Source organism: Paenibacillus pabuli, from assembly GCF_039831995.1.
Taxonomy (GTDB): Bacteria; Bacillota; Bacilli; order Paenibacillales; family Paenibacillaceae; genus Paenibacillus; species Paenibacillus pabuli_C.
The window spans coordinates 666993-690388 of the sequence record NZ_JBDOIO010000005.1; the positions used below are offsets into that span (position 1 = coordinate 666993).

Consider the following 23396-nt stretch of genomic DNA (forward strand, 5'->3'; position numbering starts at 1 on the left):
ATGCAAACCCTGAAAGAAAAAGCAGAGCTATTTCACCAACTACATGTAAAAGGTAACCCCCTCGTACTCGTTAATGTATGGGATGCCGGAAGTGCACAAGCCATTGAATCGATTGGAGCCGAAGCAATAGCCACCGGGAGCTGGTCTATTGCCGCGGCTCATGGTGAGCAGGACGGAGAGATTATGCCGTTTGAATGGATGCTTTCCAATCTCGATCGCATCACATCAAGCACAAAACTGCCTGTTACGATTGATATTGAGGGAGGGCATGGCAGGTATGCGTCAGAAGTGAAGGAGAATGTCCTCCGGGTAATCGAGCAAGGTGCCGTCGGCATTAACATCGAAGACCAACTTCCTGGAGGAACAGGTCTCTATGTTATTGATGAATTCGTTCTCCGCTTGAAAGCCGCCTGCGAAGCTGCTGAACTAACGGACATTCCCTTATTCATTAACGCTCGTACGGATATATTTCTGCAAACTGCACAAGCGCAGCATGCCTCATCCCACCTGGAAGAAGCACTATTGCGAGCCCATGCTTATGCAGAGGCAGGAGCGAGCGGACTATTCGTTCCAGGCCTACAGAATCAACAGCTCATTCAGGCATTATGTGAGCGCTCCCCCATTCCAGTAAACGTGATGGTTACATCTAACGAGCCAACCCCCAAACAGCTCGCCAGACTTGGGGTGGCCCGTGTAAGCTATGGACCTTATCCTTATCAGAGAGCCATGGGACACTTGAAGGAGCTCGGACGAAGCATTTTGTTTGAAAGAAGCTAAGAAGATTACGTGCAGAGGTATTTAAATACACAGAAAAACACGAGGCAGTGATGCACTCGTGTTTGTTGTATCCTTATCGCCACACAACCTGCGCATGTGAATACGGTAGCCCCTAGTCTTTTCTGCCTTTCATCGCAAGTGGAGCATTCCTCATCATGGGATAGGTGCACAGAATGAACACCCAACCCAATGCCCCCACGATGGTAGAGAACGTCAACATGTTGATACTCATGAACCACTTTACCAAGACGCTTAGGTCAGACAAAACAAGGGCCAGCGTAAGGACCAGACTCAAGCCGAAGAACAGAATCAGAAAATTGCGCATCCCCAGTCTAATCCAGCAAACGGTTGAAAAGATAGACAGTCCAAGGACAAGGAATCCCATCATCAGGTCAATCCAGAGATAGGATAAGAAATGATAATCACTCGAGTACAGCTTACCCAACTGATAAAAGGTTACACCCAGCCATCCAGCTTCATGAAGCAAATGCATGATTAGATAGATCACATTCAGGATGGTAATGGTCCCAACCACCATCCATGCGGAGATGAGATAGAAGGATTTCAGAAACTGAATTCGGGTACTCCCCAGTCCGATTGCAACCGGGTATAGGGTAACAATGCCTGCCACAGCAAATGCACAGATTCCTCCGTACATGGGCCCAAACAGCTGAGTGGTAAAAGCAACATCAAATATGAAGCCCACTGCCAGATATACTACAGTAAGCATAAGTGTAATAAGTGAGAAAAGCATCAGATACCAACGCATATCATCCAGAATCAGTCGATTCGTACCTTTTACTGCATTCATCCCTTCAGCACCTCCTGTTTCCGAGTCAGATTGACCAGATAGTCCTGCAGTGTAGCCTTCTCGATGGAAAGAGCATGTGCCTGCGCAATATCTCTCCACTCCTTGGAGTAAGAGGCGTCAATCATCACCTTTTTTGTTGACCCGAGCTGTGCAGACTCAATAATTTTTTCGCCTTGGGTAACCTGATCGATATCACGATTTAACCCTGTTAGCAGAACTCCCTTTTCGCGTATCTCTTCCATCTGCTGATGGCACAGTACGCCGCCTTGATGGAGCACAATGAGTGACTCACATAATGGCTGAATCTCTTCAATATGATGGGTAGAAACCAAAATCAGACGGGGATGCTCTTCATAACTTTCAAGTAAGGCGTTGTAGAAATATTTGCGCTTTTCCGCATCTAGCCCATTAGTTGGCTCATCCAGAATAGTGACATTTGCATAGCTTGCGAGGCCAAGAACCATCTGGGCGGCCGTTTTCATCCCTTTGGAAAATTTGACGATCTTCCTTTTGGATGGCAATTCAAACAGATCAATTAACCGCTTCGCTAATTCCTGATTCCACTCCGGATGGAAATACTGACCGAATCGTACCAGGTCACTCATCGTCCAATTTCTGCCCAGAGGATGATTCTCCTGAACGTAGCAAATATGCCCCTGGGCAGCCAGGTTATTGTAGGGGTTCTCCCCCATGACTTGAATGCTTCCCCGATCAGGGCGGTTATGCCCTGCAAGCAAACTCATGAGTGTTGTTTTTCCGGCACCGTTCCTCCCCCAGATTGCACTAATGACCGGCTCACTTTCATGCAATGTAACATGTTCCAAAACAGGTGTCTGATGATAACCGTAGCTTACCTGATCCATACGAATCATGACTCACTCTCCTTGTCTCTCTTGCCCTTAATCAGATCAATAATCATGTCTTCATTCATATGAATCCGTCTGGCTTCCTCGAGCAGTGGCATAATGTATTCTTCGTAAAAATGCTGTTTTCGCTCGATAAGCAGTGCATCTCTTGCCCCTTTGGCGACAAACATTCCAACACCTCGCTGTTTGTATATGATTCCTCTGTCCACAAGCTCCTGCAGCCCTTTGCGTGCAGTTGCCGGATTGATATTGTAGAACCGCGAGAGCTCATTGGTCGATGGAACCTGCTCCTCCGCCTGTAATCTGCCTTCCACAATATCATCCATAATCATCATGGCAATCTGATGGAATATGGGCTGCGATTCATCCAAAGTCGATTTCATGCCAATCCAACTTTCGTTATTTAGGTTAATTGGTTAGTTACTCATGTAACTAACTATAGTACACAGATATCCAAAAGTAAATAGCCTAATACCCTGCATTCTAATTTTCCTGAATATATTTTCCAAACACAAACAAAAAAAAGCCTCTGAATGAATATTCAGAAGCGTCCCGATTTTCTAATGGGGTTAAGTGCCAAATCCATGATCAGCGGTTCTCATAATTGCGGGGTTTGGAGCATCCGTACCTAAGTTAGGCTCACTTGCAGGAGTTAGTATGCTTACCACAATGCTACATGTAGCTATCAGCAAAGCCAACTTTCTCTTCATTGAGTTTCTGCACCTCACTAATTATTATTTTGTACTGCTGCTTGGCTGTATCGGTCGCATAATCCCTATATTGTTCAAACAGTCCGATACCTCTTAGCATACCCCTCCCGCTACTAATTTCAATAGAAAATCTCAAGCTATCAAGCACAAATCCCAAACCTTTATAATACTCTTCTTTCTTTAGATAATACGCTCCCAGATCAGCTAAAAGACGTAAATAACGATCATCTGTAACCTGCTTGCTCACCTTCCCGATCCGATTACTCTGTTCCTGATACGTGAAGTATGATTGATACTGTTCAAGCACGTAATCAATATCTTCATCATAGCGATTTGCAGCTGTAACAATATCACAGAGCGCAGGAAAAATTTCGTTTTCCTTGGTAGATATATAGTTTAAATAGGAGGGCAGCACTTCAAACTGCCCAGCCATCAATTGATAGATATAACGATTCGCCTCGGCCCATTCCTGGAACTGATTAATGACCAGGATCTCATCCTGATTAGGGTCTTTGACCCAGCTGATATCTGCATATAATGAAACATATTTTAAAGCATTATCGTAATCCTTCAGATGATAACATGCACTTCCAGCAGCCAAATCGGAATAAAGGATGTAAAAAACAATGGGTCTTTTCGTTTCCTCCTGTTTTCTTCTACCATTCAATTCATAATGGATGGTTGCCTTCACCTTTAGCTTTTCGGAAAGCTCTTGTACTTTGCTCCATCGGTGTAGTGCACCAAAAGCATTGATTAGTTCATTAAGAGCGTCCAGCTGATATCGTTCATCCAGACGATCCACATAATATTCGAACTTGGCTGCAATGATCAGGTTTCTCTGCTGGTCATTGGTCAGACCCAACTTGAACAGACGATACTGACATAGAGCAAGACGCTCCGAATGCTGCATTTTCTCACTCTCAGCAATAGTTTCATATAAAAGAATGGCTGGTTTAAATCTACCTTCGTGGTAAAACTCCTCGGCCAGATCAAATAGAAGGGGAATATATGATAGATTATCCATCATCAATTGGATAACCTCTTCAATACAGTTTAATTTATCTAACTCCGCACAACGGTGAAGGAAGGGGCCCAGTCTTCGCCAGTCGGGGGTTGCATGAACGAAACACTCATCGATATACAATTCATAGAAATGGCCTTCCTCAAGCTTCATGGCTGAAGTGATTCGGTCCAACTGCTGCATCGCAATCGGGCGATTTTTGTTCAAAATATTGCTCAGCGTACCCGAATTAATACCTGACGTTTCCGAAAAAAGACTGATGGACATCTGCTCACGCTTCAGGTAATTCTCTAAATGATCGCGAATCGTGGTTGTTGGCTCCAAACGAACACCACCCTCCAAAATAAAAGCCATATACAGGATTAACGTTATGCAAAAGTAATTATATGTAATCCAAAAGAAAGGGTCAATATAATAAATTCAACTAATTTGTATTAATTACAATTTAATCCTTTTGATAAAATAAACCCGTTTCTTTATTTTATACCTGGAATGGCCTTGCATCAAATCAGGAAAAAACAAAAAACACGAGCTGAATGAATGCTCGTGTTTTCATATAAGAGAGCAGATTCTACTGCTCTACTTTTAAATCTCCATTTAAGGCAGGATGTTGCCGGCAGCACGATAGATTTCGTACCATTCCTGGCGCGTAAGATGAATATCTCCGGCTTTGACACAGTCCTTCAGGCGTTCAATATTCGTTGTGCCTGTTACAGGCTGCATATGAGCTGGGTGACGCAGCAACCAGGCAATCGCGATGGTGGTGTTGCTCACATCATATTTGGCTGCAATCTCATCAATCTTGGCATTCAGTTCCGGGAACTTGTCGCTGCCCAGGAATACGCCTTCGAAGAACCCGTATTGGAACGGGGACCAAGGCTGAATGGTGATATCGTGCAAACGGCAATAATCCAGGATACTGCCATCACGGTTCACGGCTGCATCGTTCTCCATGTTCACGTTGATTCCGCTGGAGATCATCGTTGTGTTGGTAATGCTCAGCTGCAGCTGATTGGCTACCAGCGGCTGTTTCACATATTTTTTCAGCAGTTCAATCTGATTCGGATTCTGGTTGGATACCCCGAAATGGCGCACTTTACCTTCACGCTCGAGCAGATCGAATGCCTCTGCCACTTCTTCCGGCTCCACGAGAGCATCCGGACGGTGCAGCAGCAGAACATCAAGATACTCCGTTTTCAGACGCTGCAGGATCCCATCCACAGAATTCAGGATGTGCTCCTTCGAGAAATCAAACATGCCCTTGCGGATACCGCATTTGGATTGCAAAATCATATTTTCACGAACCTGGGGATTCATCTGTACCGCCTCTGCAAAAATCTCTTCGCATGCCCCATTTCCATAAATATCAGCATGGTCGAAGAAGTTCGCACCGACTTCCATGGCGGAATGAACAAATTGTTCTGCCTCTTTGTTGCTGAGTGAATTGATTCGCATGCAGCCTACGGCCACAACTGGTACTTCAAGTGAGCTGCTGCCAAGTTTTATTGTTCTCAAGGTGATTTCCCTCCATATTCGGATATTGGTATATACTTGTCTTCCAGCTTTGATTGTGACACAGATCTGCAATCGGTTTCAATGGATTTTTAGACATCTTATATGGAAAAATGGTCGTTTCTTCTCAATTTTTCGACAGGCTCACGTTTCTTGAGGAACAATCACTTCAATATGTTGGGGCAGAACGCTGATTTGAATAGGCAATGCGGGCCCTTCCTCCCCGTCCACATTGGTGTGAACCGACTCCGTGGAGCTTACCCGGACCTTTTTTGCCGTAAAATAATCCACGTCCTTATGGTTCTTTAGATGCCCGAACAACAAAGATGTCCCCAGTGTCAGGCTGTTAAATACACTGATGTTGCGGATCACAAAACAATGAATCAGTCCATCATCCACCGCTGCATCCGGAGACAGCTTCTCAAATCCACCAACAGAATTGGTCAGAGCAGCAAGAAACAACGGGGATTCCCCCTCCCACGTCAGCCCATCGTATTCAATCTTCAGAGGATAGGCGGGTGAGGACACGAGATCCTTCAATCCTTCCTTCAAATACGCCAGGGAGCCCAGCTTCGACTTGTCTTCCGATGAAACAGAAGATAATGCTTCAGCCAAAGAACCGGCTGCCACCACGTTGGCGAAGAGACGATCATTAATTCTGCCCAGATCCACCTTGCGTACCTGATCTGAACCAAGCTGCCTAATGGCTTCGTCAGGATCGAGAGACAGATGGAGCGCACGCGCAAAATCATTCACGGTACCCAGGGGTACGATACCCAGCCGGGGACGATGATTCTGATCCATCATGCCATTAATGGTCTCATGCAGTGTGCCGTCTCCCCCAATCGATATGACCAAATCACAGCCGCCTTGGCAGGCATTCAGACAGTAACTGGTTGCATCACCTTCCCCAGCTGTCTCATTAACCATCACTTTATACTGCTGTGATTCCAAAATTTCCTGAACTTGGGACACGTACTGCTGAGCCTCTTCTTTTCCCGATGACGGATTGCTAATGATCATGGCTTGACGCATAACCGTCTCTCCCCTCCACCTGCATATTTACTTCTTCTATACCCTTCCTTGGGGTAGGTTGAATAAGGCAATCCGGCCAGAAGAATTTTTTTGGTAAAGTTCACCTGAAGGAGTACAGATCAATGCTTGTTTCATATAGAATAGAAGTAGAGTTGTTACCTGTCCCTTGAAATTGTTGTTCCTTTTCTCCGCTGACGGGTTAATAACTAGAGAAATGTTGAGAATTCATTCCTGTTGATCTGACCTTTACGACGCATGTGATTACATAAAAGCGAGAAGAACTTTAAATATCGGAGGGAATGCATGCAATGAGAAGAATGACGTTACTATGTCTAATATTCATTCTGAGTATCGGCGCGTCCGGGCAGGCCATGGCCTACGCAACGATGGACTCAGGTAAAGGCATCATTGAAGATCCTGCACTGGAAAACGGACTAAAACTGATTTTGAACAAACCGGTAGATTCACCCTTAACCTCCTCCGACCTGGAACAGCTTACCGTTGTTGATCTGAGTAATGCAGGCATACAGAGCCTGTCGGGACTGGAGTATGCAACCAACCTGACGCACCTTCGCCTATACGGCAATGAGATTGAGGATCTGACACCGCTGAAGCATCTGGGCCAACTGAGGGAAATCGACGTACGCAACAATTATATTACATCCATTGATGCACTCGCTGACCTGAGGGAGCTTGGACGGCTGTACATCAGCAATAATTCCATCTCTTCCATAGATGTGGTTCGTGACTTCACCCGATTACATACGTTTTACGCCAGTGGCAATCAGATTAACAGTCTCTCCGCTTTGTCGGATATAGATCATCTAAAATGGCTTGAGATTTCCAACAACGAGATTACAGATCTGACTCCACTGGCCAATCAATCCGGGCTGCAGCAGCTGAACGTAGCGAATAATCGGCTTCAATCACTGGCTCCACTGGCCGATTTGGATAATACATTATTGAGATTAAACGTGGCAGGCAATGAAATCTCCGACCTGACCCCATTGCAGCATATGACGCGTCTTCAGGCGCTCGACATCTCGAGTAACCAAATTCAGCACTTGCAGGCACTTGAAGGATTGCTGCGGTTAACCGAGCTTAATGCCGAATCCAATCAGATCTATGATCTGGAGCCATTACGACAGCTCACCAAGCTGGAGGTGCTGAAGCTCGCAAACAATCGTGTATGGGATCTAAAACCGATTGCCGATTTTACTTTTACACAGGCTAATCCCCTGAATACAGTACAGGACATCGGAACTTCCACCTCTGTATCCCCGAACGTACAGACTCCGGTGACGGAAGCGGAATCGGCCGGATTGACTGTGCAAAACAACTATCTGGACGTATCGAGTGGCAGCAGCACCATGAGTCTGCTTAACCAGATGAATGTGCGGGAACAGAAACGCACGCCGCAAGGCCGTTTCCAGCGCTTAATTGAAGGATCTACAACGGCCTACGTGGGCGATCGCACATACGCTCTGGAAGCTGCGCCTTTTATCCATGAAGGGCGTACCTACGTGCCACTGCGGTTTGTGTCTGAACAGCTCCATGCCCATGTGGATTGGGACGGGAACAACCAGGAGGCCGTAATCACACAAGGTGATAAAACCATTCGCTGGACTGCCGGCAACAAACAGGTGGTTGTAGATGGTTCGCTCCTGATGAATGATGCTCCCTTGTTGATCGAAAACGGCACGGCTTTTGTGCCAGTCCGCTTTGTTTCGGAGCAGCTTAATACGACTGTCGGTTATATCGGAAAAAGCAAAACGATTCTGATTTTTGAAAATAAACAGGCGGGCAACAATATTGAATCTTAAAGGTGTTACGATAAATAAGCCTATCGCAGGTTCTTGTACGAACTACATGCGATAGGCTTATTGTTTTCTTGCTATGCAAGTTTTCACCGAAGTTATTGCTAGTTTTGCTTTCAGCATGCCGCTGACACCATATCTTGCAGGAAAATCTATATTGGAATTTCCTTGTGTTTGGGGCAAGTACTCACTTGGTTATTGCTATGGTTCACTTCGTTTCGATGATTTTTTCGCTCGTCATCTGGATAGCCACCATTCATTTCAGAGGAACCTGTATGCCAGGCATGGTTAACTAGCGAAGTTAAAAGAGGATTCCAAGTTCGGCTCAGTTTGTTCGCTTTGCTAATATTCACTATTACCTTGGGCCGATTGGGAAGGTTCATTACAAATCTTTGGACAAATGAACTGATTAGCGCGGTATTCCAATAATCTTGCCATTGACGAACAAAGACCAACCATAATTTAAGGTTGGTCTTTGTTTATAATCTAGGCCTATTGTACTATTACCTATTAATACTTGATCTGAATCTGACCCTGTTCAGTACCCCAGAATCCTGTCTGTACATTAAGTTCAAAATCATTCAAATCTTCAGGAATTTCAAAAACTACATTCCCTGTCTGAGATAATCCAGGATTAATCCCATCATACATAAAAATTTTGTTAGAAACTGAGATCATAGAAGTCGGCGCGTATGTAACTTCTCCTTTTTTTAACTGAAAAAACGAAGAATCTGTGGTGATCATTTGCTTACCTTCATTTTTCAATGTCGCATTAATAACTAAAAAGATACTCCCATCAGAACTTGGTTTGTAGGACAAGATTTGACCCTCTTTAATTTCATTTTTCGTTGATACCTTGTTAACTTTAAAAACTACATCACCGACTTTAAGTTCGTCACCAATCCCTGCAACTTTAACTTCTTCTTTTGCTTCTTTCTGAGTTGTACTAGCCGGCTTGCTTGCTGCAGTATCTGTTGTTTTGTCATTGGAAGAAAGCATGCTCCCAATTACCCCTAATACGATTAAACCGATAAACCCCAAACATCCGATCTTAAAAAACTTTTTCATCTTTCTCCCCCTACAATTTAGGTAATTTGACCCAAGTGCTATATTAACATATATCGGAATATTTAAGATATATTTTATAGGTAAATATTTTTTTTGGATTTATTCCAAACATTTAGTCGTATAATAGTTAGCGATAGAGGTTATATAACATATTGATATTTTATAATTTGCATACTAAACAAAGAAGATGGCAAACCTCATAGAACTGAATGAGGCATCACCATCTTTTAATTAAACAGGTGTCTATTTCACATCCCAGTTGGCCAGCATGCCTCTCGCCATCTCCATGGTTGACTCTTCCCCTGTAATTAGAGCAAACTTGGCAACCAGTACCGGGTAAGCAGCCCACTGCTCCCGAATATGATCAAACATCCGGGGCCACGTTCTTCCCCCTGCCTTTTCGTACCTCTTTAGCAGATCGCGCAATCCATCATCCTGAAAGAGTCCATAATAGATCACAAAATCCTTACCTGGATCGGCAATTTCAGCTTCCGTCCAGTCGATGAGCCCGGTTACCCGCTGTGTATCGTCGACAATGATATGCGGCGGGTGCAGGTCCCCGTGATTAAATGTGGCATGCTCTGGCCAGAAGCTGTCTGTAGACAGCCAATTCTCCCATCGGTTTGCCAGTTGATCTGGTACCGTGAAACTTTGCTTGATCTCCTCCACATTGGCAGCAAACTCATGCCGCACTTCTATAGGCGTCTTGCTCCGCACGCCGCCTTTTACCGCTTCAGTGGCATCAATGCCATGCAATTGTACGAGTGTAGCAGCCAGCGAATCAAAAAACACATCCGATAGGCCCTCCTGTGGAAAGCGCCATGCATATCCTGCCCCAGCAGGATCCACCACGGCAATCGGGTCACCATTCAGCAAGGGATAGGCAATCAGCTCCGGCGTACAGATTTGCCAATCTGGTACTTTGACAGACAAATGCTCCTTCACAACGTCCAGCACCTGACGCTCATTCTCGGCACGCGCCCATACGTCTTCACGCCTCGGCTGGCGTAGAACCCACTGTTGTCCACTCTCATCCGTAGCAAAGGCCACCCTGAAGTCCATCCCGGACTCATTGATTTCCATCGAATCTTTGCGGATTCGAAGCCCATTCTGTTCAGCGAGCTGCCATATATCCTGCTGAAGTTTTACCTGTTCATTCGAAATTGGTCCTGTCATACCCATTCCTCCTCTTTTCCTCAGAAAAAATAAAAAAACACAGACATTTACGCCTGTGCCCTGATCTCGGATTTAGGGTATACCCAAATATTCGTAGCCCTGTAGTGGTACAGCAAAGAACCACTCTTATGCAAGAGCATCCACTACCGATAACGGCATACGTGTAAATAGGCAAACTTCTTCCGATGATCTGCACACAGGCAGCAAAACAGCACGCGCAAACAAACGTTTTGCTGTTATCTCAATCGGAAAAAATGTACCACACGTATCCCTCCGTTCAGTAAGTTACCCCTATGCTAACATATTCCAATTCCTGGTACCAGCATAAATTTCCTAATTTGCCCATCCATCCAGATCAATTCCTCCGCTGGCCTTCTTTTATATAGAGTATAATGATTAGGTATATGATATTTGTATGGTGCAATGCTTATAGTAAGCATTCTGCACGTCCCTGGTATGAATACTCAAAACTAATTGCAAAAGAGGTTAACGATGAGCAAGCAACAATTCAAAGATTATAATCTTGGTGAAGAGATCGTCCGAGCACTGGATAGTCTGGGTTATGAAACGCCAACTGAGGTTCAGACCCAAGTGATTCCGGTAGCTCTGGAAAATAAAGACCTCGTGGTCAAATCCCAGACAGGCAGTGGCAAAACAGCCGCGTATGGCATTCCCATCTGTGAGCTGGTGGAGTGGAATGAAAATAAACCGCAGGCTTTGATTCTCACGCCAACCCGTGAACTGGCCTTGCAGGTCAATGAAGATATCACCAATATTGGACGCTATAAGCGGATTAAAGCAACAGCACTCTATGGACAATCTCCGTTCCATATCCAAAAAGCGGAGCTAAAACAAAGAACACATGTCGCCGTAGGCACACCGGGACGTGTGCTGGACCATATTGAACGCGGTACTTTGCCGCTCGAGCGGATTGCCTATCTCGTCATTGACGAGGCGGATGAGATGCTGAACATGGGCTTTATCGAGACGGTACAGGCCATTATTCAGGCCTTACCTCGTGAGCGCGTAACGATGTTATTCTCCGCTACATTCCCTGAGGACGTTGCCCGTCTCTCACGTAAGTATATGGATAATCCGGTAGAGATCGAGATCCAAGCGAGTGGCCTCACAACAGCTACAATTGAACATGAGGTTGTTCGGGTATCGGAGGTCAACAAGACCGCTGTGCTTGAGGATCTGTTCATTGTGGAAAATCCCGATAGCTGTATCGTATTCTGCCGGACACAGGAAAACGTGGATAAACTGTTCCGGGTAATGGCTGACCTGGACTATCCAGCAGATCGAATCCATGGAGGCATGGAGCAAGATGAGCGGATCGAAGTCATGAACGCATTCAGAAGAGGCCAATTCCGTTATTTGGTCGCAACCGATGTCGCGGCACGAGGGATCGATATCACGAATATCACTCATGTCATCAACTATGATATCCCGCTGGAAAAAGAGAGCTATGTACACCGCACAGGCCGTACCGGACGTGCTGGTAAGACAGGCAAGGCCATCACACTGGTCACACCAAAGGATGGCAGACGCCTGGCCGAGATTGAATCCTATATCGGATTCGAGATCCCGGTTGTTCCGGCCCCATCCGAGGAGGCCGTCGATCGCCGCAGGGAAGAATTCGAGAAGCGGCTGAAAATTGTACCTGAACGGAAAAAAGACAAGCGTGAGCAGCTGAACCAGCAGATCATGAAGCTGAACTTCAACGCCGGCAAGAAGAAAAAGCTGCGTGCTGTGGACTTTGTAGGTACCATCGCCAAACTGGATGGCATCACCGCAGATGATATCGGGATTATCACCATTCTCGATAATGTAACCGATGTGGAGATTCTAAACGGCAAAGGCCCGCTTGTACTGGAAATGATGCAAAACACAACGGTCAAGGGGAAGCAGCTGAAGGTGCGTAAAGGGAAGCATGTGTAAGCTGAAGATACGAATTTAGTGTACCTTAGAAGAAGGAGTGCCTTGCGGCACTCCTTCTTTCCTTTATACGGATTTCCCGCAAGTGGAATAACATGTCTTACAAAAAAGACCTGCTCTCGCCGCTCTTGTCTCGAAAAGCACCTCTTTGTTCAGCAATGGATGAATTGTTCACTTGAAAAGAAAAGCAGCCAGACTAGAATAAACATGAAAGCGCTCTACTTTTGCTCATAACCTGGGGAGGTGTATGTAATGAGAGGCAGAAAGTATGCATGGATTCTGGTTCTGACCCTGGCACTGACGATGTTTGGCTTCTATCCAGAACGAACGGACGCGGCAAGTGTGACCATTAGCAACGGTTCCGATTGGCTGGATACCGCAGGTGACCCCATTCATGCGAACAGCGGTAATATTCTGAAAGTGGGAAGCATGTATTACTGGTATGGCGAGCATGCGGTAGGTGGCAAGTTTGACAGTGTTAATGTCTATACTTCGACCGATCTGAAAAACTGGACGTTCAGCAATGCCATCCTCACCAAGGATTCCGCAACGGAGCTTGCCTCCAGCAAGATTGAGCGTCCCAAAGTGATCTACAACCCCGCTACGCAGCAGTATGTGCTCTGGGCACATTATGAGAACGGAACGGATTATAATCTGGGACGTGTCGCCGTAGCGACCAGCAATACACCGAGTGGCAAATTCACATATGAGGGCAGCTTCCGGCCACTAGGCTATGAGTCCCGAGATATGACGGTGTTTGTAGACACCGATGGTACGGGGTATCTAATCAGCGCTTCACGCAAGAATGGTGGCGCTAACGATACGATGGCGATCTTCAAAATGAACGCAAGCTATACAGGCGTTGAATCCTTTGTAGGCTGGCAGTTTGAGAACAGCTACCGGGAGGCTCCTGCCGTTGTGAAAAAGGGAAACCGCTATTATCTCTTCACCTCCCAGGCCGCCGGCTGGTATCCGAATCAAGGGGCTTATGCTACAGCCACATCCATGACAGGACCGTGGTCTGCACTTACCCCCTATGGCAATCCTTCTGCCTTTGGATCCCAGATTCATGATATTGCCACGATTACAGGCAGCAGCACCACGTCCTATATTTATATGGCAGACCGCTGGAATCCAATGAATCTGGGCGAGCATAAGCATATCTGGCTCCCTTTGACCCTGAACGATTCAAGCGGAACGGCATCACTGGAGTGGTATAAGGATTGGAGTATCGATGCTGCCACAGGTACGTTAGCGCCATCCTCTCTCGTCAATCATGCTCAAGGCAAGACAGCTACGGCCATATCGACAGCCTCTGGTTCATCTGCAGCCAATGTGAATGACGGCAACTATCAAACGTCGTGGGCAGCCTCTTCCAATACATGGCCTGCATGGTGGCAGGTCGATTTTGGATCGCCCAAGACCATTACCGAGATCGATATCTCCTGGTTTATGTATAAAGGATCGGAGGGGTATTACAAATACAAGATTGAGATCAGCAACGACGGCGTCAACTACTCCACACTGGATCGGACCAATAACCTGACCTACGGGTTTACCACGGATGCAGTGCACTTTACAGCCCGCTATGTACGCATCAATATGGTGAACGCCGTGCTGTGGAACAACCCCGGTAACTGGTACACCCCAACACTGCATGAGGTTAAGATGCTGGGTCCTGCTACCCCGGAAGCGACTGGCTACAGCCAGTTCATCTCACATAACTATCCGGACCGTTTCATCCGGCATACCCATTTCACGGCTCGTGTAGATGCGAATGTCTCGCCAATACTGGACTCCCAGTTCCGCGTTGTTCCCGGTCTCGCCAGCTCTACGGGCATTTCACTGGAGTCCATCAACTTCCCGGGGTACTTCCTGAAGCGTAATAGCAGCGACAAAATTGTGCTCGAAGCCTATGCAGACACTGCCGCTTATAAAGGAGATGCAACCTTCCTGAGCAGCCCCGGCTGGGCAGACAGCTCCAAAATATCACTTCAGTCATACAGCCAACCCGGATATTACATCCGGCACTATAACTATGTACTGCAGCTCGATCCCATTAATGCATCCAGCAGCTCAACCGTGAAAAGCGATGCCACGTTCGGGCGAATCCATTTCTAGTTTGAAATTGTGAAGACTTATCTGAGCCGTACGATCGCACAATATCAAAAAGGCTGCATCTCAGATATCTGGTCTGAAACTGCAGCCTTTTGTGATCTTGATCGGTTCGTATCACGCTACTCATTCACTTCATAAGCGATATTTTGCAAATCTTTGATATTATAGGTGTCGTCCTGAATGCGCCATTCGCCTTGGTCCTGTAAAAAGGTGATATCCCCTGATAACGGGATGTTTTTCAACTGTTGGCCTTCTCGATCTGCTAAGACCAGATTCAGTCTGTATTCTACGAGGATCCAATCGCTCTTGCTCTCTTTGATCTCGACAAGTATATTTTCCGGATGAAGTAGAGCCTTCTCCTTGTCTGCCACCATTAGCGGTAACGTTGCATACCGATTAGCCATATAGGATTCATAATTTTTTTCCGTCAAAAATGGCTTCATTGTCTCCCCTTTGGAGAGTAGACCCTCTACGGTTAGTGTATCTTCATAATCGGCATAGTCCACGGTCAATTCTGTTTTTTTATACTCTAATGACATATCCAGAGCCTTCTGTTCATCCTGAGCCGTAGCTGTCTCGTTCGTCACTATACTTGGCTGGCTGGTTGGGGGTGTGCTCTCCTGAACAGGATTAGTCGTATTGGATTCAGTACATCCCATAATCATTCCTGAAAGTAATAACGTACTCATAACGCAGACTAGTTTACGCATAGTTGATCAAACCCTTTCGTACCTTTATTACTTTCAATTATCACCTTTATTTGGTTAAAATGTCCAGCGTTTAAACACATTCGAATAAATTGCGTATTCGATTACATAAAGTTGGATCTCCATAATCAGGGTGTGTTATAGTCGACGTGAAGTGATTTGGAGGGGATAACAATGCTGAAAACGATCATTACAACTGGACCCATTTTCGAAGGATAGCGCCTGCTTGGTCCAATAACTGCGTGGTTCCTTCACCTATGAAGGTGTGAATACAATGTCAATATTTACAGTTGTTCCAATGATCTATAATTCCAAGGAACAGATTGATTCCATTATTTTACTCGAACAGCAATGTAAACAACTCGATTCCATTCATCTGAAGGCAGACCTGGATCATATCAGCAAACAAGATGGAGACCACGCACTCCTGTGTTACTGCGAAGGCAAGCTCGTCGGACTCCTAAGTTGGTACCCCTCTGATAGCACTACTGGAAACATCAATGCCCTTGTGCATCCGCATGCTCGCCGCAAAGGTGTGTTCCGCAGCTTACTGATGCAGGCTGTTGCAGACATGAAGTCACAGGGTATTACCCGGCTCAGCTACCGCGTACCTCAAAGCTTGCTTTCCGGGCTTCGTACCGCTCAGTCGCTTGGTGCTGTTCATGATCGTTCGGAGTACTCGATGCAGCTTATGAACACGTCCTTCCCAGATATCGAACAAGTTGGGTTAACCTTGTCTGTGGCTGAACCGAAAGATTTTGAGTTTATGGTCAGCTGCTCAGCGCAGGCCTTTGGAGATTCAGAGGAATGGACCCGCGATTATTTCACGCAAACTAATGAACCCAGCCGGGTAACCTACATTGCCTGGAGAGATGAACTGCCTGTCGGACTGGTCCGAATCAATTCCATTAATGAGACAACAGCATTCATTCATAACTTCTGTATCCTACCTGCATATCAAGGCCAGAAGCTAGGCCGCCAAGTTCTTACCCTGCTCGTTGAGCTGCTTCTGAAGCAGAAAAATACGGATATTCGCTTGTCCGTTGTTACTGAAAACGAGCGTGCTCTGAATTTATACCGGAGTGTCGGCTTTGAAGTGAATTCCGAATATCAATACTTCAATGGCATCGTGTAACGGGTAGAGATGCTAAAGACTGTTTTCCCCATAAGGAAAACGGTCTTTTTTATGATCTTTTAATTACGTGTTTGAAAATCTGAAGATTAACTTATAGCCATCTAACGTGTGGCCGTATATTTCTTCGTACTTTCCCTTGGTGTAATTGGTCAACGATTCTTTGCACCAAAAAACCACATTAGATTTATCTAATGTGGTTCGCCATCTTTATTTTTTGGAATACACAATTTTCTTGATACTGTCGATGGACAGGTAAAAACGTTCAGTCAGCTCATGCACGGTTAACCCTGCGGCGAATAGGCAACGGATCTGCTCATTACGCTCTTGGACGACCGCTCTGCTGCCTGAATTTTCGCCCCACTTTTTGTGAGCTTCCTTAGGCTTTGGAATGTAGACCAACCCACCCGGGATGTGCCTTTGTACTTCTTTTAATAATTCTTCCGGCAAGATGGCATCTGCATTGATATAATTCATGCTGCTCCGCTCCTTAAAATTAGTCTTTAAGGCAGCAGAGTCATACGACGTACACTTATGAGTTCTATATGGCGGAAAAGAAAATCAAGGCTCTATGCAAACAACCGCCGTTGTACATCGCATGGACTCTGCATAGAGCGGATCGTGAAACTTCTTATGAATTGAATCATGGTAGCCCCCCATTCGGCACCCCTTACGTAGGTGCTGTTTGATCCCTTCACATTAATCCATTCGATCAGCGCACAGCGATATCCTCTTCATAAACGAAGTATCATGAATACTGGATCAGACTTTTCTCCAACATTTCTCGAACAGCATGCTGCAAGGAGGCTGGTGAGACCACCTTAACTTCGGGACCATAGGCAAGCAGCCTCCGTGCGGTGAACGGGAATTCCTCTCGAGGAACCAAACCTCGCCATTCATTGCCTTGAATCGAATGGAACAGCCCATCCGAACGCGCAAGCCGTGTGCCAAACTCGGTGAAGTGCAGCACCACTTCTACGCCTTCCCTGTCGTCTTCGGACTTAAACCATGCCTGCAAACTGGGAGTGGATTCATCTATGGAATCCAGCAATCTCAGTTGCTGCATGCGGTCGACGCGATACAACAATACGCGTTCCTTATGGCGGGCGGGCATGTACCAAAATCCACCCTCATAGTAGATGCCGATGGGATATGCCTGTGTTTCTTTTTTCCCTTTCCGGGAATGATACGTAAATTCAATCGCTCTTTTATCTACAGCAGCATTCAGGATATCCGTCGTCAACATCTCAGCGTGCTCACCCGGATGCTGCACAAACGTCACATGCTCCCTCATGCGCACAATCAGATCCTGTACATCCTGCGGCAAGGTGGAGAAATACTGTTCTGCCAAATGCTCGCGCATTGATCCGTACGGAAAATCCGGAACCTGCTGCAAATATTCGATCATCATGAACAACCCCAGTGCCTCGTTCTGTGTCAGCTGCAGAGGCGGCAGAATTCGATTAGGCAAAACCTTGTAACCACCATTCACACCGACCTCCGTGTACAAAGGAAACCCCAACGTCTGCAGCGCATCCAGATCACGCTGAATGGTACGGACCGATACACCGAATCGTTCGGCCAGTTCACGGGCTGTAAACTTTTTTCTTGAATCCATCAATCTCATAATGGCGAGTTTCCGACCATTCATGATTCCACCCCCCTAACTACGTCAACATTTGTCATAGTTAAAGTGTAACATACGAAACAGAAGGGAGCGATCAATAATGTCCAACAAAGTAGTGCTGTACATTGCGATGAGTCTGGATGGTTATATTGCAAGAAAGGACGGTTCAGTAGATTGGCTGTTCGACGTGGAAGGTGACGGTGGAGATAACGGGTATGCTGCATTTTATCAAACGATTGGAACGGTAGTTATGGGCCGAACCACGTACGAAGATGTGCTTAAGCTGTCGGAGGAATTCCCTTATGCAGACCGCCCCACATACGTGCTCTCCCGTTCGGAACAGCCACCTGCACCACATGTGCAGTTTACAACCGAGCCTGTTGAGACCCTTATTCCCCGTTTGCAGCAGGCATCCGATGCCGATCTGTGGATTGTTGGAGGGGGTCAGCTGGTTCAGGCAGTTATGGAAAAACAGCTGCTTCATGAAATTGAAGTTGCCATCATTCCGAAAATCCTCGGAGAAGGCATTCCCTTATTTCCGGAGGGAATTGTACCGAGTAATCTGAAGATGATCGGGACGCAGACACTCGGTCAGATCATATCCATCCGGTATCAGGTTCAGGTATAACCAAACTCAAGATAAGAAAAGACCACGCTGCCCCTGATGGGTTAAGTGTGGTCCTTGTTTTATCCAGGCCAGGCCTTATACGACGTTCAGCGTTAAGCCATAAGGCCTTGCAGGTATCCCGTTAACGTCTCTGCTGCCCGCCGGTGGGATAACTCGCCCGGATGAGTGCGGGCCCCAATCGTCTCTTCCGTTGTATCCGGAAGCTGCAGGACAGATACCATTCGGTCGCCTGTCCGCTTCGTATAGCCATCAATCGCACGATAGATGGCAGGCATCATGGGAAATCCAAGCATGCCATAGGCCCAGACGAGCTGTGCCTTCGGATTGGTATTACGAAGTTTGACCAGGAATCGGTCTACCGCATCCTCAAAAGCAGCCAGATCCTCTTCATGATAGCTCCCGTCGTCATTTAAACGTTGCTTATGTACCTTTCCAGACACCGGATCTCTCCATCCCGATGTTTGGAAAGCACCTCCATCGTTGCTTCCCAGATTGATCACAACCACGTCCGGCTGCCAGGACTCAAAATCATGCGGGTCCTCGGCCCCGAGCTCCTGGTTTTTCTCACCCGTGAGCAGGCCGCAGACTTGTCCATAATAATCAGGAATGTTATTGTGCGGGTTGTTGTCCCAGCTTGTGAGTACACCCCAACCACTCTGGGATATCACCCTGTAGTCCGCGTTCATTGCCTCTGCTGTCATGTACGTATAGTTATGTATTGCGCTGAACCACATTGGAATCCAGTCTTCTTCCGCTCTGGCCCCGATTGCGCCTTCTCCAGATGTTATGCTATCCCCAATAAATTCAATCTTATAGGGCTTCTCTTCCAGAGGCAGGAATGTGCCATCCGACTTCAGGGCATGAAACTGCAATGAGCAGCCCGAGTCTGCACTCATTGCCTGCACATCCTTGACGATGCGTACATTCTTCACTGTATCTTCGCTCATGCCCCGGAAGACACAGATCCAATACCGTCCTGCTGTCACCATCTGCCTGCTTACAGGAACACCATTGACCAGGATACTGATCCACGGTTCATAGATATCGTAGTCCGACTCCACTTCTACCCAAAGCTCGGAGCCTGTGACCTGAAGTTCAATTGCGCTGCCTGTCCAAAATAACGTCAGCGGTGCCCGCTGCCCTGTTGTCCTGCCATGCACTTTCAGGTTCTGTATCTCTGACAGGACATGCACCTGTAACTTGCCATTTGTTTTCACCATGCATTCCTCCCGCCTGTTTGGCCCACTTGAGTAAGTGGGTTTCATCATCCTATTCTTTTAGAAAACGATCCACATGCTCCTGGTACTTCTCGTACCACGATCTCCACTCATCCTTGCGTGACTCCAGCGTTCGGTCGTCCAGCAGCGCAGCAATCACATCCAGACAGACATGCCATCCGGCAAGATCTTTTGGTGTATGGCTTGTCATGGAATGAATGGTTTCTGTCAGAACAAGACGGCAGCCCTCCTGTACAGGATGCAGCTCGAACCTCACCGCATCTTCTTCCCAGGTGTATGCAAGAACGGAGTAAGGCTCCAGATGTGTGATTCTCATTTTTTCAAATGTCCCATCGCCCATGTCAAACTTGATCAGTCCGCCCTCTCGCAGATCTTCAATCCGCAATTCGGGAAACCATCCATGCAGCTTATCGTTTTCCGTTAAAAAGGACCATACCTTCCGTACATCGTGCTGCCACAAGCGCTCAAAACGGGCCACAACGTCATTCGAAACCAATTTCAACTCAGCAATCATGGGTAGACCTCCTCCAAATGATTAGTTCAATTCATGCAGGATATGAAGCGCTTCCTCTTTTGTTTTTACAAAGAACACATGCTTGCCATTATTGCACTCATAAATGAAATCCTTCAGGCTTTTGCTGCTGTAGCCGTCAAAATCACCAATGATGGCAAGCTTCACCTGGTAGTTAACGTACTTTTGCAGAATCTCACCAGCCAGCTTCGTTTTCAGATCGAAGAATTCTTCCGTAATGTTGGATTTGTCGATGATCAGCTTGTATGCCTCGTTCAGATAATTTACCGATGCCATCAGATCCAGTGCATCTTGCACTTCGCTGATGACGATGTCATTACTCTCAATAATAGCAACCTTGGAGTTACCCTGTTGATCGATTGTAATATCCATTTCACGTGCTCCTTCCATATCTCATTTCCCTATACTATCTCGCATTTCCTTCGCAAAAAGCAATGTGTTTCTCACAATAAAATGGAAATTTTTGCTCTTCCAACATTCTGGGTTTTGCTTCTTATTTGTGATCACCCGCTGGAATTCCTCTGCTATAATGGATTTATTTCCTATATGACTTGTATTTCGAGATTTGCCTAAGAAAGAGGGGTGCTAACATGAACATGAAGTGGCTCGATTGGGCGAAACAGATTCAGGCTATTGCTCAGACCGGTTTAACTTATGGCAAAGATGTATACGATATCGAACGCTACGAGGAATTGAGAAAGATTAGTGTGGATATCTTGGCTAACTATACTTCTGTAAACAAGGAAAAGATATCACTTACCTTTGCAAGTGATTCTGGGTATGCAACGCCCAAAGTAGATATTCGAGGTGTTGTTTTCAAGGATAATAAAATCCTTTTGGTGCAGGAGAAGATCGATGGAGCCTGGGCACTGCCAGGGGGATGGAGCGACATCGGCCTCTCTCCATCCGAGGTAGCCGTGAAAGAGATCAAGGAAGAATCCGGATTCGATGTGGTGCCCTTGCGCCTATTGGCTGTACTGGATAAGAAATTCCATGGTCATCCACCCGAACCTTATCATATATACAAGATGTTTATTCAATGCGAGATTACGGGTGGTACAGCTGAAAATGGTGTGGAAACCAGTGCCGTCCAGTTCTTCGACAGGCATAAGCTGCCTGAACTTTCGCTTGAAAGGAATACAGCAGCGCAGGTGAAAACCATGTTTGAGTTTCTGGATCATCCCACCAAAGAAGTCATCTTGGATTAAAGTTCAACACGCCAAATAGCGACTCCCCTGTGTAGGTCCGGTCGCTATCTTTTGTTTATTATGAATTTTGATTCGGGCGGAAGGTATTCTATAGTTCTGCTCCTTTCATCAGGTTCCTTTTGGGAATCGATACATCGAAGGCAGTTCCTTCCCCACTTAACTCTGCGGATTCGACGGTAATATGCCCTTCCAGAGACCGGACGATATCGCGGACATGAGACAGACCAATCCCTGTCGCGGCAATGCCTGCTTGATTGAATTTTGTCGTATAGCCAGGTTCGAAAATAATATTTCGCTTGGCTTCAGGTATACCTTTGCCAGAATCAATTACTGCAAAATGTACATCCTCACCCTGTTCATATACCTGTAACCGAATAGTTCCCTTGGCCTCGATCACTTCCACAGCATTGGCAATTAGATTGTTCATCACCGTTAGAAGTGGAATGTAAAAAGGAGATTCGCATTCATAATGCTGCTCCACTTGAATTTGAATTCTTTTATCCAGCATCTCGCCATATTTAAGGTTGCCTTTTACGGCGAAATTCAGAACCTCCGACAGGCTCATGTTGACTGCCCTCTCGCTATCATATAGTTTCAGCAATCCGGCCAGGATGCGCTGCGAGTCTTTCTTCACCTCATGGATTTGCTGAGCTATCCCCAGTGTCCGCTGACTGTATTGATTCAAATTCTGTTCCCTAAGATCACGATATAGGTCATAGCTATCAGCCGTTATGCTTTCGATCGTCTTCATGGCCTTTTTCAGATAGAAAACCTCGCCGTACAGGCCGGAGTTCACATTCAGCATTTGCTCGATCCGCTTCTCCTGCTCCGCATGCATGAGTCTCATCTGTCTCACCGCGATACTGTTATACAAACCACTGACAAAGTAACTGCGCAGCCCACCCACAACGAGCAGATACAGCCATTCTTTCATATCGAAGATACTGGTCCCATTCAACACGCCGCGAATGAAAAGCTCGATGAGATTGGAAGAAAAATCAACACACGTAATTAAGCCACCCAGGAGAAGCGGTGGGATCTCATGAAACCTGTTCTTGAACTTGCTTAGACCGTAGGCGAAGACGATATAATAGATGCCCGCTCCTATATTGTCATGCAAACTTTCCAGTACCGACATTGAATTCACATCGTACAGTAAATCGACGGATTGCACGATAAAGCTCGCGATACCCGTCAGAATACCCGTCTTCACATAAGACAGATGCGGCATGATCATGAGCAGAAATAAAAGGATGCTTACACCCAAGCCGATTCGAAAATCGTCTTCCTGAAAGGGATTAATCTTAAATTGCGCACCAACAGCCGTAGCCAAGGCAATCGCCGTCATTTGTACATTCTCATTTTTAAGCCAATTACGCATATCTTTCTCCTACATGCCCCCGATTAGCGCTTGCAAATACAGTTCGCGCTTCTAATGTTGTATATAGTAACATACGTATTCATCTTTAGAAAAT

General features: G+C 46.2%; 22 protein-coding genes. 7 read left to right on the forward strand and 15 right to left on the reverse strand.

The window, feature by feature from the left end:
- Positions 1-777 (forward strand): isocitrate lyase/PEP mutase family protein, encoded by a 777-nt coding sequence (locus ABGV42_RS29730; RefSeq protein ID WP_347384941.1) that lies wholly within the window; start codon positions 1-3, stop codon positions 775-777.
- Positions 778-889: 112 nt separating this feature from the next.
- Here the strand turns inward: ABGV42_RS29730 and ABGV42_RS29735 are convergent, their stop codons facing one another.
- From ABGV42_RS29735 to ABGV42_RS29760, 6 genes are all read right to left on the reverse strand, one after another.
- Entirely contained in the window at positions 890-1588 is a 699-nt protein-coding gene (locus tag ABGV42_RS29735; protein WP_347384942.1) for a hypothetical protein, read from the reverse strand.
- A complete protein-coding gene (locus tag ABGV42_RS29740; RefSeq protein WP_347384943.1) occupies positions 1585-2460 on the reverse strand; it encodes an ABC transporter ATP-binding protein in 876 nt (291 codons plus the stop codon). Before ABGV42_RS29740 ends, ABGV42_RS29735 begins: the two co-directional genes overlap by 4 nt.
- A complete protein-coding gene (locus ABGV42_RS29745) occupies positions 2457-2837 on the reverse strand; it encodes a GntR family transcriptional regulator (protein WP_347384944.1) in 381 nt (126 codons plus the stop codon). Before ABGV42_RS29745 ends, ABGV42_RS29740 begins: the two co-directional genes overlap by 4 nt.
- A gap of 289 nt (positions 2838-3126) precedes the next feature.
- Complete coding sequence (locus ABGV42_RS29750; RefSeq protein ID WP_347384945.1) at positions 3127-4509, reverse strand: transcriptional regulator; 1383 nt, start codon at positions 4507-4509, stop codon at positions 3127-3129.
- 273 nt (positions 4510-4782) lie between these two features.
- Positions 4783-5700, reverse strand: coding sequence for an aldo/keto reductase (locus ABGV42_RS29755; RefSeq protein WP_347384946.1), 918 nt, complete (start codon positions 5698-5700; stop codon positions 4783-4785).
- A gap of 141 nt (positions 5701-5841) precedes the next feature.
- Positions 5842-6732, reverse strand: coding sequence for a diacylglycerol/lipid kinase family protein (locus tag ABGV42_RS29760; RefSeq protein ID WP_347384947.1), 891 nt, complete (start codon positions 6730-6732; stop codon positions 5842-5844).
- Positions 6733-7040: 308 nt separating this feature from the next.
- On the opposite strand from ABGV42_RS29760, the gene ABGV42_RS29765 reads away from it, so the two are divergent.
- Positions 7041-8555 (forward strand): leucine-rich repeat domain-containing protein, encoded by a 1515-nt coding sequence (locus ABGV42_RS29765; RefSeq protein WP_347384948.1) that lies wholly within the window; start codon positions 7041-7043, stop codon positions 8553-8555.
- Between the two features lie 504 nt (positions 8556-9059).
- Here the strand turns inward: ABGV42_RS29765 and ABGV42_RS29770 are convergent.
- Both ABGV42_RS29770 and ABGV42_RS29775 read right to left on the reverse strand, forming a co-directional pair.
- Entirely contained in the window at positions 9060-9617 is a 558-nt protein-coding gene (locus ABGV42_RS29770) for a DUF4352 domain-containing protein (RefSeq protein WP_347384949.1), read from the reverse strand.
- 243 nt (positions 9618-9860) lie between these two features.
- A complete protein-coding gene (locus tag ABGV42_RS29775; RefSeq protein WP_347384950.1) occupies positions 9861-10793 on the reverse strand; it encodes a macrolide 2'-phosphotransferase in 933 nt (310 codons plus the stop codon).
- 492 nt (positions 10794-11285) lie between these two features.
- On the opposite strand from ABGV42_RS29775, the gene ABGV42_RS29780 reads away from it, so the two are divergent.
- On the forward strand, positions 11286-12734 hold the full coding sequence (locus tag ABGV42_RS29780) for a DEAD/DEAH box helicase (protein ID WP_347384951.1): 1449 nt from the start codon (positions 11286-11288) through the stop codon (positions 12732-12734).
- A 300-nt stretch (positions 12735-13034) separates the two neighbouring features.
- Complete coding sequence (locus ABGV42_RS29785) at positions 13035-14852, forward strand: AbfB domain-containing protein (RefSeq protein WP_347385247.1); 1818 nt, start codon at positions 13035-13037, stop codon at positions 14850-14852.
- Between the two features lie 116 nt (positions 14853-14968).
- On the opposite strand, the gene ABGV42_RS29790 is transcribed toward ABGV42_RS29785, so the two are convergent.
- On the reverse strand, positions 14969-15559 hold the full coding sequence (locus tag ABGV42_RS29790) for a hypothetical protein (RefSeq protein WP_347384952.1): 591 nt from the start codon (positions 15557-15559) through the stop codon (positions 14969-14971).
- A 271-nt stretch (positions 15560-15830) separates the two neighbouring features.
- Between ABGV42_RS29790 and ABGV42_RS29795 the strand changes: the two genes are divergently transcribed.
- The gene (locus tag ABGV42_RS29795; protein ID WP_347384953.1) at positions 15831-16691 is read left to right on the forward strand and encodes a GNAT family N-acetyltransferase; all 861 of its coding nucleotides are present in this window, start codon (positions 15831-15833) and stop codon (positions 16689-16691) included.
- A gap of 207 nt (positions 16692-16898) precedes the next feature.
- Here the strand turns inward: ABGV42_RS29795 and ABGV42_RS29800 are convergent, their stop codons facing one another.
- Both ABGV42_RS29800 and ABGV42_RS29805 read right to left on the reverse strand, forming a co-directional pair.
- Positions 16899-17165, reverse strand: coding sequence for a CD3324 family protein (locus ABGV42_RS29800; protein WP_347384954.1), 267 nt, complete (start codon positions 17163-17165; stop codon positions 16899-16901).
- Between the two features lie 271 nt (positions 17166-17436).
- Positions 17437-18339, reverse strand: a complete 903-nt coding sequence (locus ABGV42_RS29805; protein WP_347384955.1) for a helix-turn-helix transcriptional regulator — start codon at positions 18337-18339, stop codon at positions 17437-17439.
- A gap of 76 nt (positions 18340-18415) precedes the next feature.
- Here ABGV42_RS29805 and ABGV42_RS29810 point away from each other — a divergent pair, with 76 nt between their 5' ends.
- On the forward strand, positions 18416-18943 hold the full coding sequence (locus ABGV42_RS29810) for a dihydrofolate reductase family protein (RefSeq protein ID WP_347384956.1): 528 nt from the start codon (positions 18416-18418) through the stop codon (positions 18941-18943).
- 92 nt (positions 18944-19035) lie between these two features.
- Here the strand turns inward: ABGV42_RS29810 and ABGV42_RS29815 are convergent, their stop codons facing one another.
- Genes ABGV42_RS29815 through ABGV42_RS29825 form a run of 3 tightly spaced genes read right to left on the reverse strand, consistent with a single transcriptional unit; the run spans position 19036 to position 21085 of the window.
- Positions 19036-20163: a GDSL-type esterase/lipase family protein gene (locus ABGV42_RS29815; protein ID WP_431523705.1), complete on the reverse strand. Its 1128-nt coding sequence runs from the start codon at positions 20161-20163 to the stop codon at positions 19036-19038.
- Positions 20164-20212: 49 nt separating this feature from the next.
- Positions 20213-20695, reverse strand: coding sequence for an SRPBCC family protein (locus ABGV42_RS29820; protein WP_347384957.1), 483 nt, complete (start codon positions 20693-20695; stop codon positions 20213-20215).
- A gap of 21 nt (positions 20696-20716) precedes the next feature.
- Positions 20717-21085 carry a DUF4180 domain-containing protein gene (locus tag ABGV42_RS29825; RefSeq protein ID WP_347384958.1) on the reverse strand — a complete coding sequence of 123 codons (369 nt, stop codon included), beginning with the start codon at positions 21083-21085 and terminating at the stop codon, positions 20717-20719.
- Positions 21086-21303: 218 nt separating this feature from the next.
- On the opposite strand from ABGV42_RS29825, the gene ABGV42_RS29830 reads away from it, so the two are divergent.
- The gene (locus ABGV42_RS29830; protein ID WP_347384959.1) at positions 21304-21921 is read left to right on the forward strand and encodes an NUDIX hydrolase; all 618 of its coding nucleotides are present in this window, start codon (positions 21304-21306) and stop codon (positions 21919-21921) included.
- An 88-nt stretch (positions 21922-22009) separates the two neighbouring features.
- Here the strand turns inward: ABGV42_RS29830 and ABGV42_RS29835 are convergent, their stop codons facing one another.
- Positions 22010-23302, reverse strand: coding sequence for an ATP-binding protein (locus ABGV42_RS29835; RefSeq protein WP_347384960.1), 1293 nt, complete (start codon positions 23300-23302; stop codon positions 22010-22012).
- Positions 23303-23396: the final 94 nt, after the last annotated feature.

Coding starts and splice junctions, on each gene's coding strand:
- ABGV42_RS29730 (WP_347384941.1), top strand. CDS start 1: ATGCAAACCCTGAAAGAAAAAGCAGAGCTATTTCACCAACTACATGTA.
- ABGV42_RS29735 (WP_347384942.1), bottom strand. CDS start 1,588: ATGAATGCAGTAAAAGGTACGAATCGACTGATTCTGGATGATATGCGT.
- ABGV42_RS29740 (WP_347384943.1), bottom strand. CDS start 2,460: ATGATTCGTATGGATCAGGTAAGCTACGGTTATCATCAGACACCTGTT.
- ABGV42_RS29745 (WP_347384944.1), bottom strand. CDS start 2,837: ATGAAATCGACTTTGGATGAATCGCAGCCCATATTCCATCAGATTGCC.
- ABGV42_RS29760 (WP_347384947.1), bottom strand. CDS start 6,732: ATGCGTCAAGCCATGATCATTAGCAATCCGTCATCGGGAAAAGAAGAG.
- ABGV42_RS29765 (WP_347384948.1), top strand. CDS start 7,041: ATGAGAAGAATGACGTTACTATGTCTAATATTCATTCTGAGTATCGGC.
- ABGV42_RS29770 (WP_347384949.1), bottom strand. CDS start 9,617: ATGAAAAAGTTTTTTAAGATCGGATGTTTGGGGTTTATCGGTTTAATC.
- ABGV42_RS29775 (WP_347384950.1), bottom strand. CDS start 10,793: ATGACAGGACCAATTTCGAATGAACAGGTAAAACTTCAGCAGGATATA.
- ABGV42_RS29780 (WP_347384951.1), top strand. CDS start 11,286: ATGAGCAAGCAACAATTCAAAGATTATAATCTTGGTGAAGAGATCGTC.
- ABGV42_RS29785 (WP_347385247.1), top strand. CDS start 13,035: ATGTTTGGCTTCTATCCAGAACGAACGGACGCGGCAAGTGTGACCATT.
- ABGV42_RS29790 (WP_347384952.1), bottom strand. CDS start 15,559: ATGCGTAAACTAGTCTGCGTTATGAGTACGTTATTACTTTCAGGAATG.
- ABGV42_RS29795 (WP_347384953.1), top strand. CDS start 15,831: ATGTCAATATTTACAGTTGTTCCAATGATCTATAATTCCAAGGAACAG.
- ABGV42_RS29800 (WP_347384954.1), bottom strand. CDS start 17,165: ATGAATTATATCAATGCAGATGCCATCTTGCCGGAAGAATTATTAAAA.
- ABGV42_RS29805 (WP_347384955.1), bottom strand. CDS start 18,339: ATGAATGGTCGGAAACTCGCCATTATGAGATTGATGGATTCAAGAAAA.
- ABGV42_RS29810 (WP_347384956.1), top strand. CDS start 18,416: ATGTCCAACAAAGTAGTGCTGTACATTGCGATGAGTCTGGATGGTTAT.
- ABGV42_RS29815 (WP_431523705.1), bottom strand. CDS start 20,163: ATGGTGAAAACAAATGGCAAGTTACAGGTGCATGTCCTGTCAGAGATA.
- ABGV42_RS29820 (WP_347384957.1), bottom strand. CDS start 20,695: ATGATTGCTGAGTTGAAATTGGTTTCGAATGACGTTGTGGCCCGTTTT.
- ABGV42_RS29825 (WP_347384958.1), bottom strand. CDS start 21,085: ATGGATATTACAATCGATCAACAGGGTAACTCCAAGGTTGCTATTATT.
- ABGV42_RS29830 (WP_347384959.1), top strand. CDS start 21,304: ATGAACATGAAGTGGCTCGATTGGGCGAAACAGATTCAGGCTATTGCT.
- ABGV42_RS29835 (WP_347384960.1), bottom strand. CDS start 23,302: ATGCGTAATTGGCTTAAAAATGAGAATGTACAAATGACGGCGATTGCC.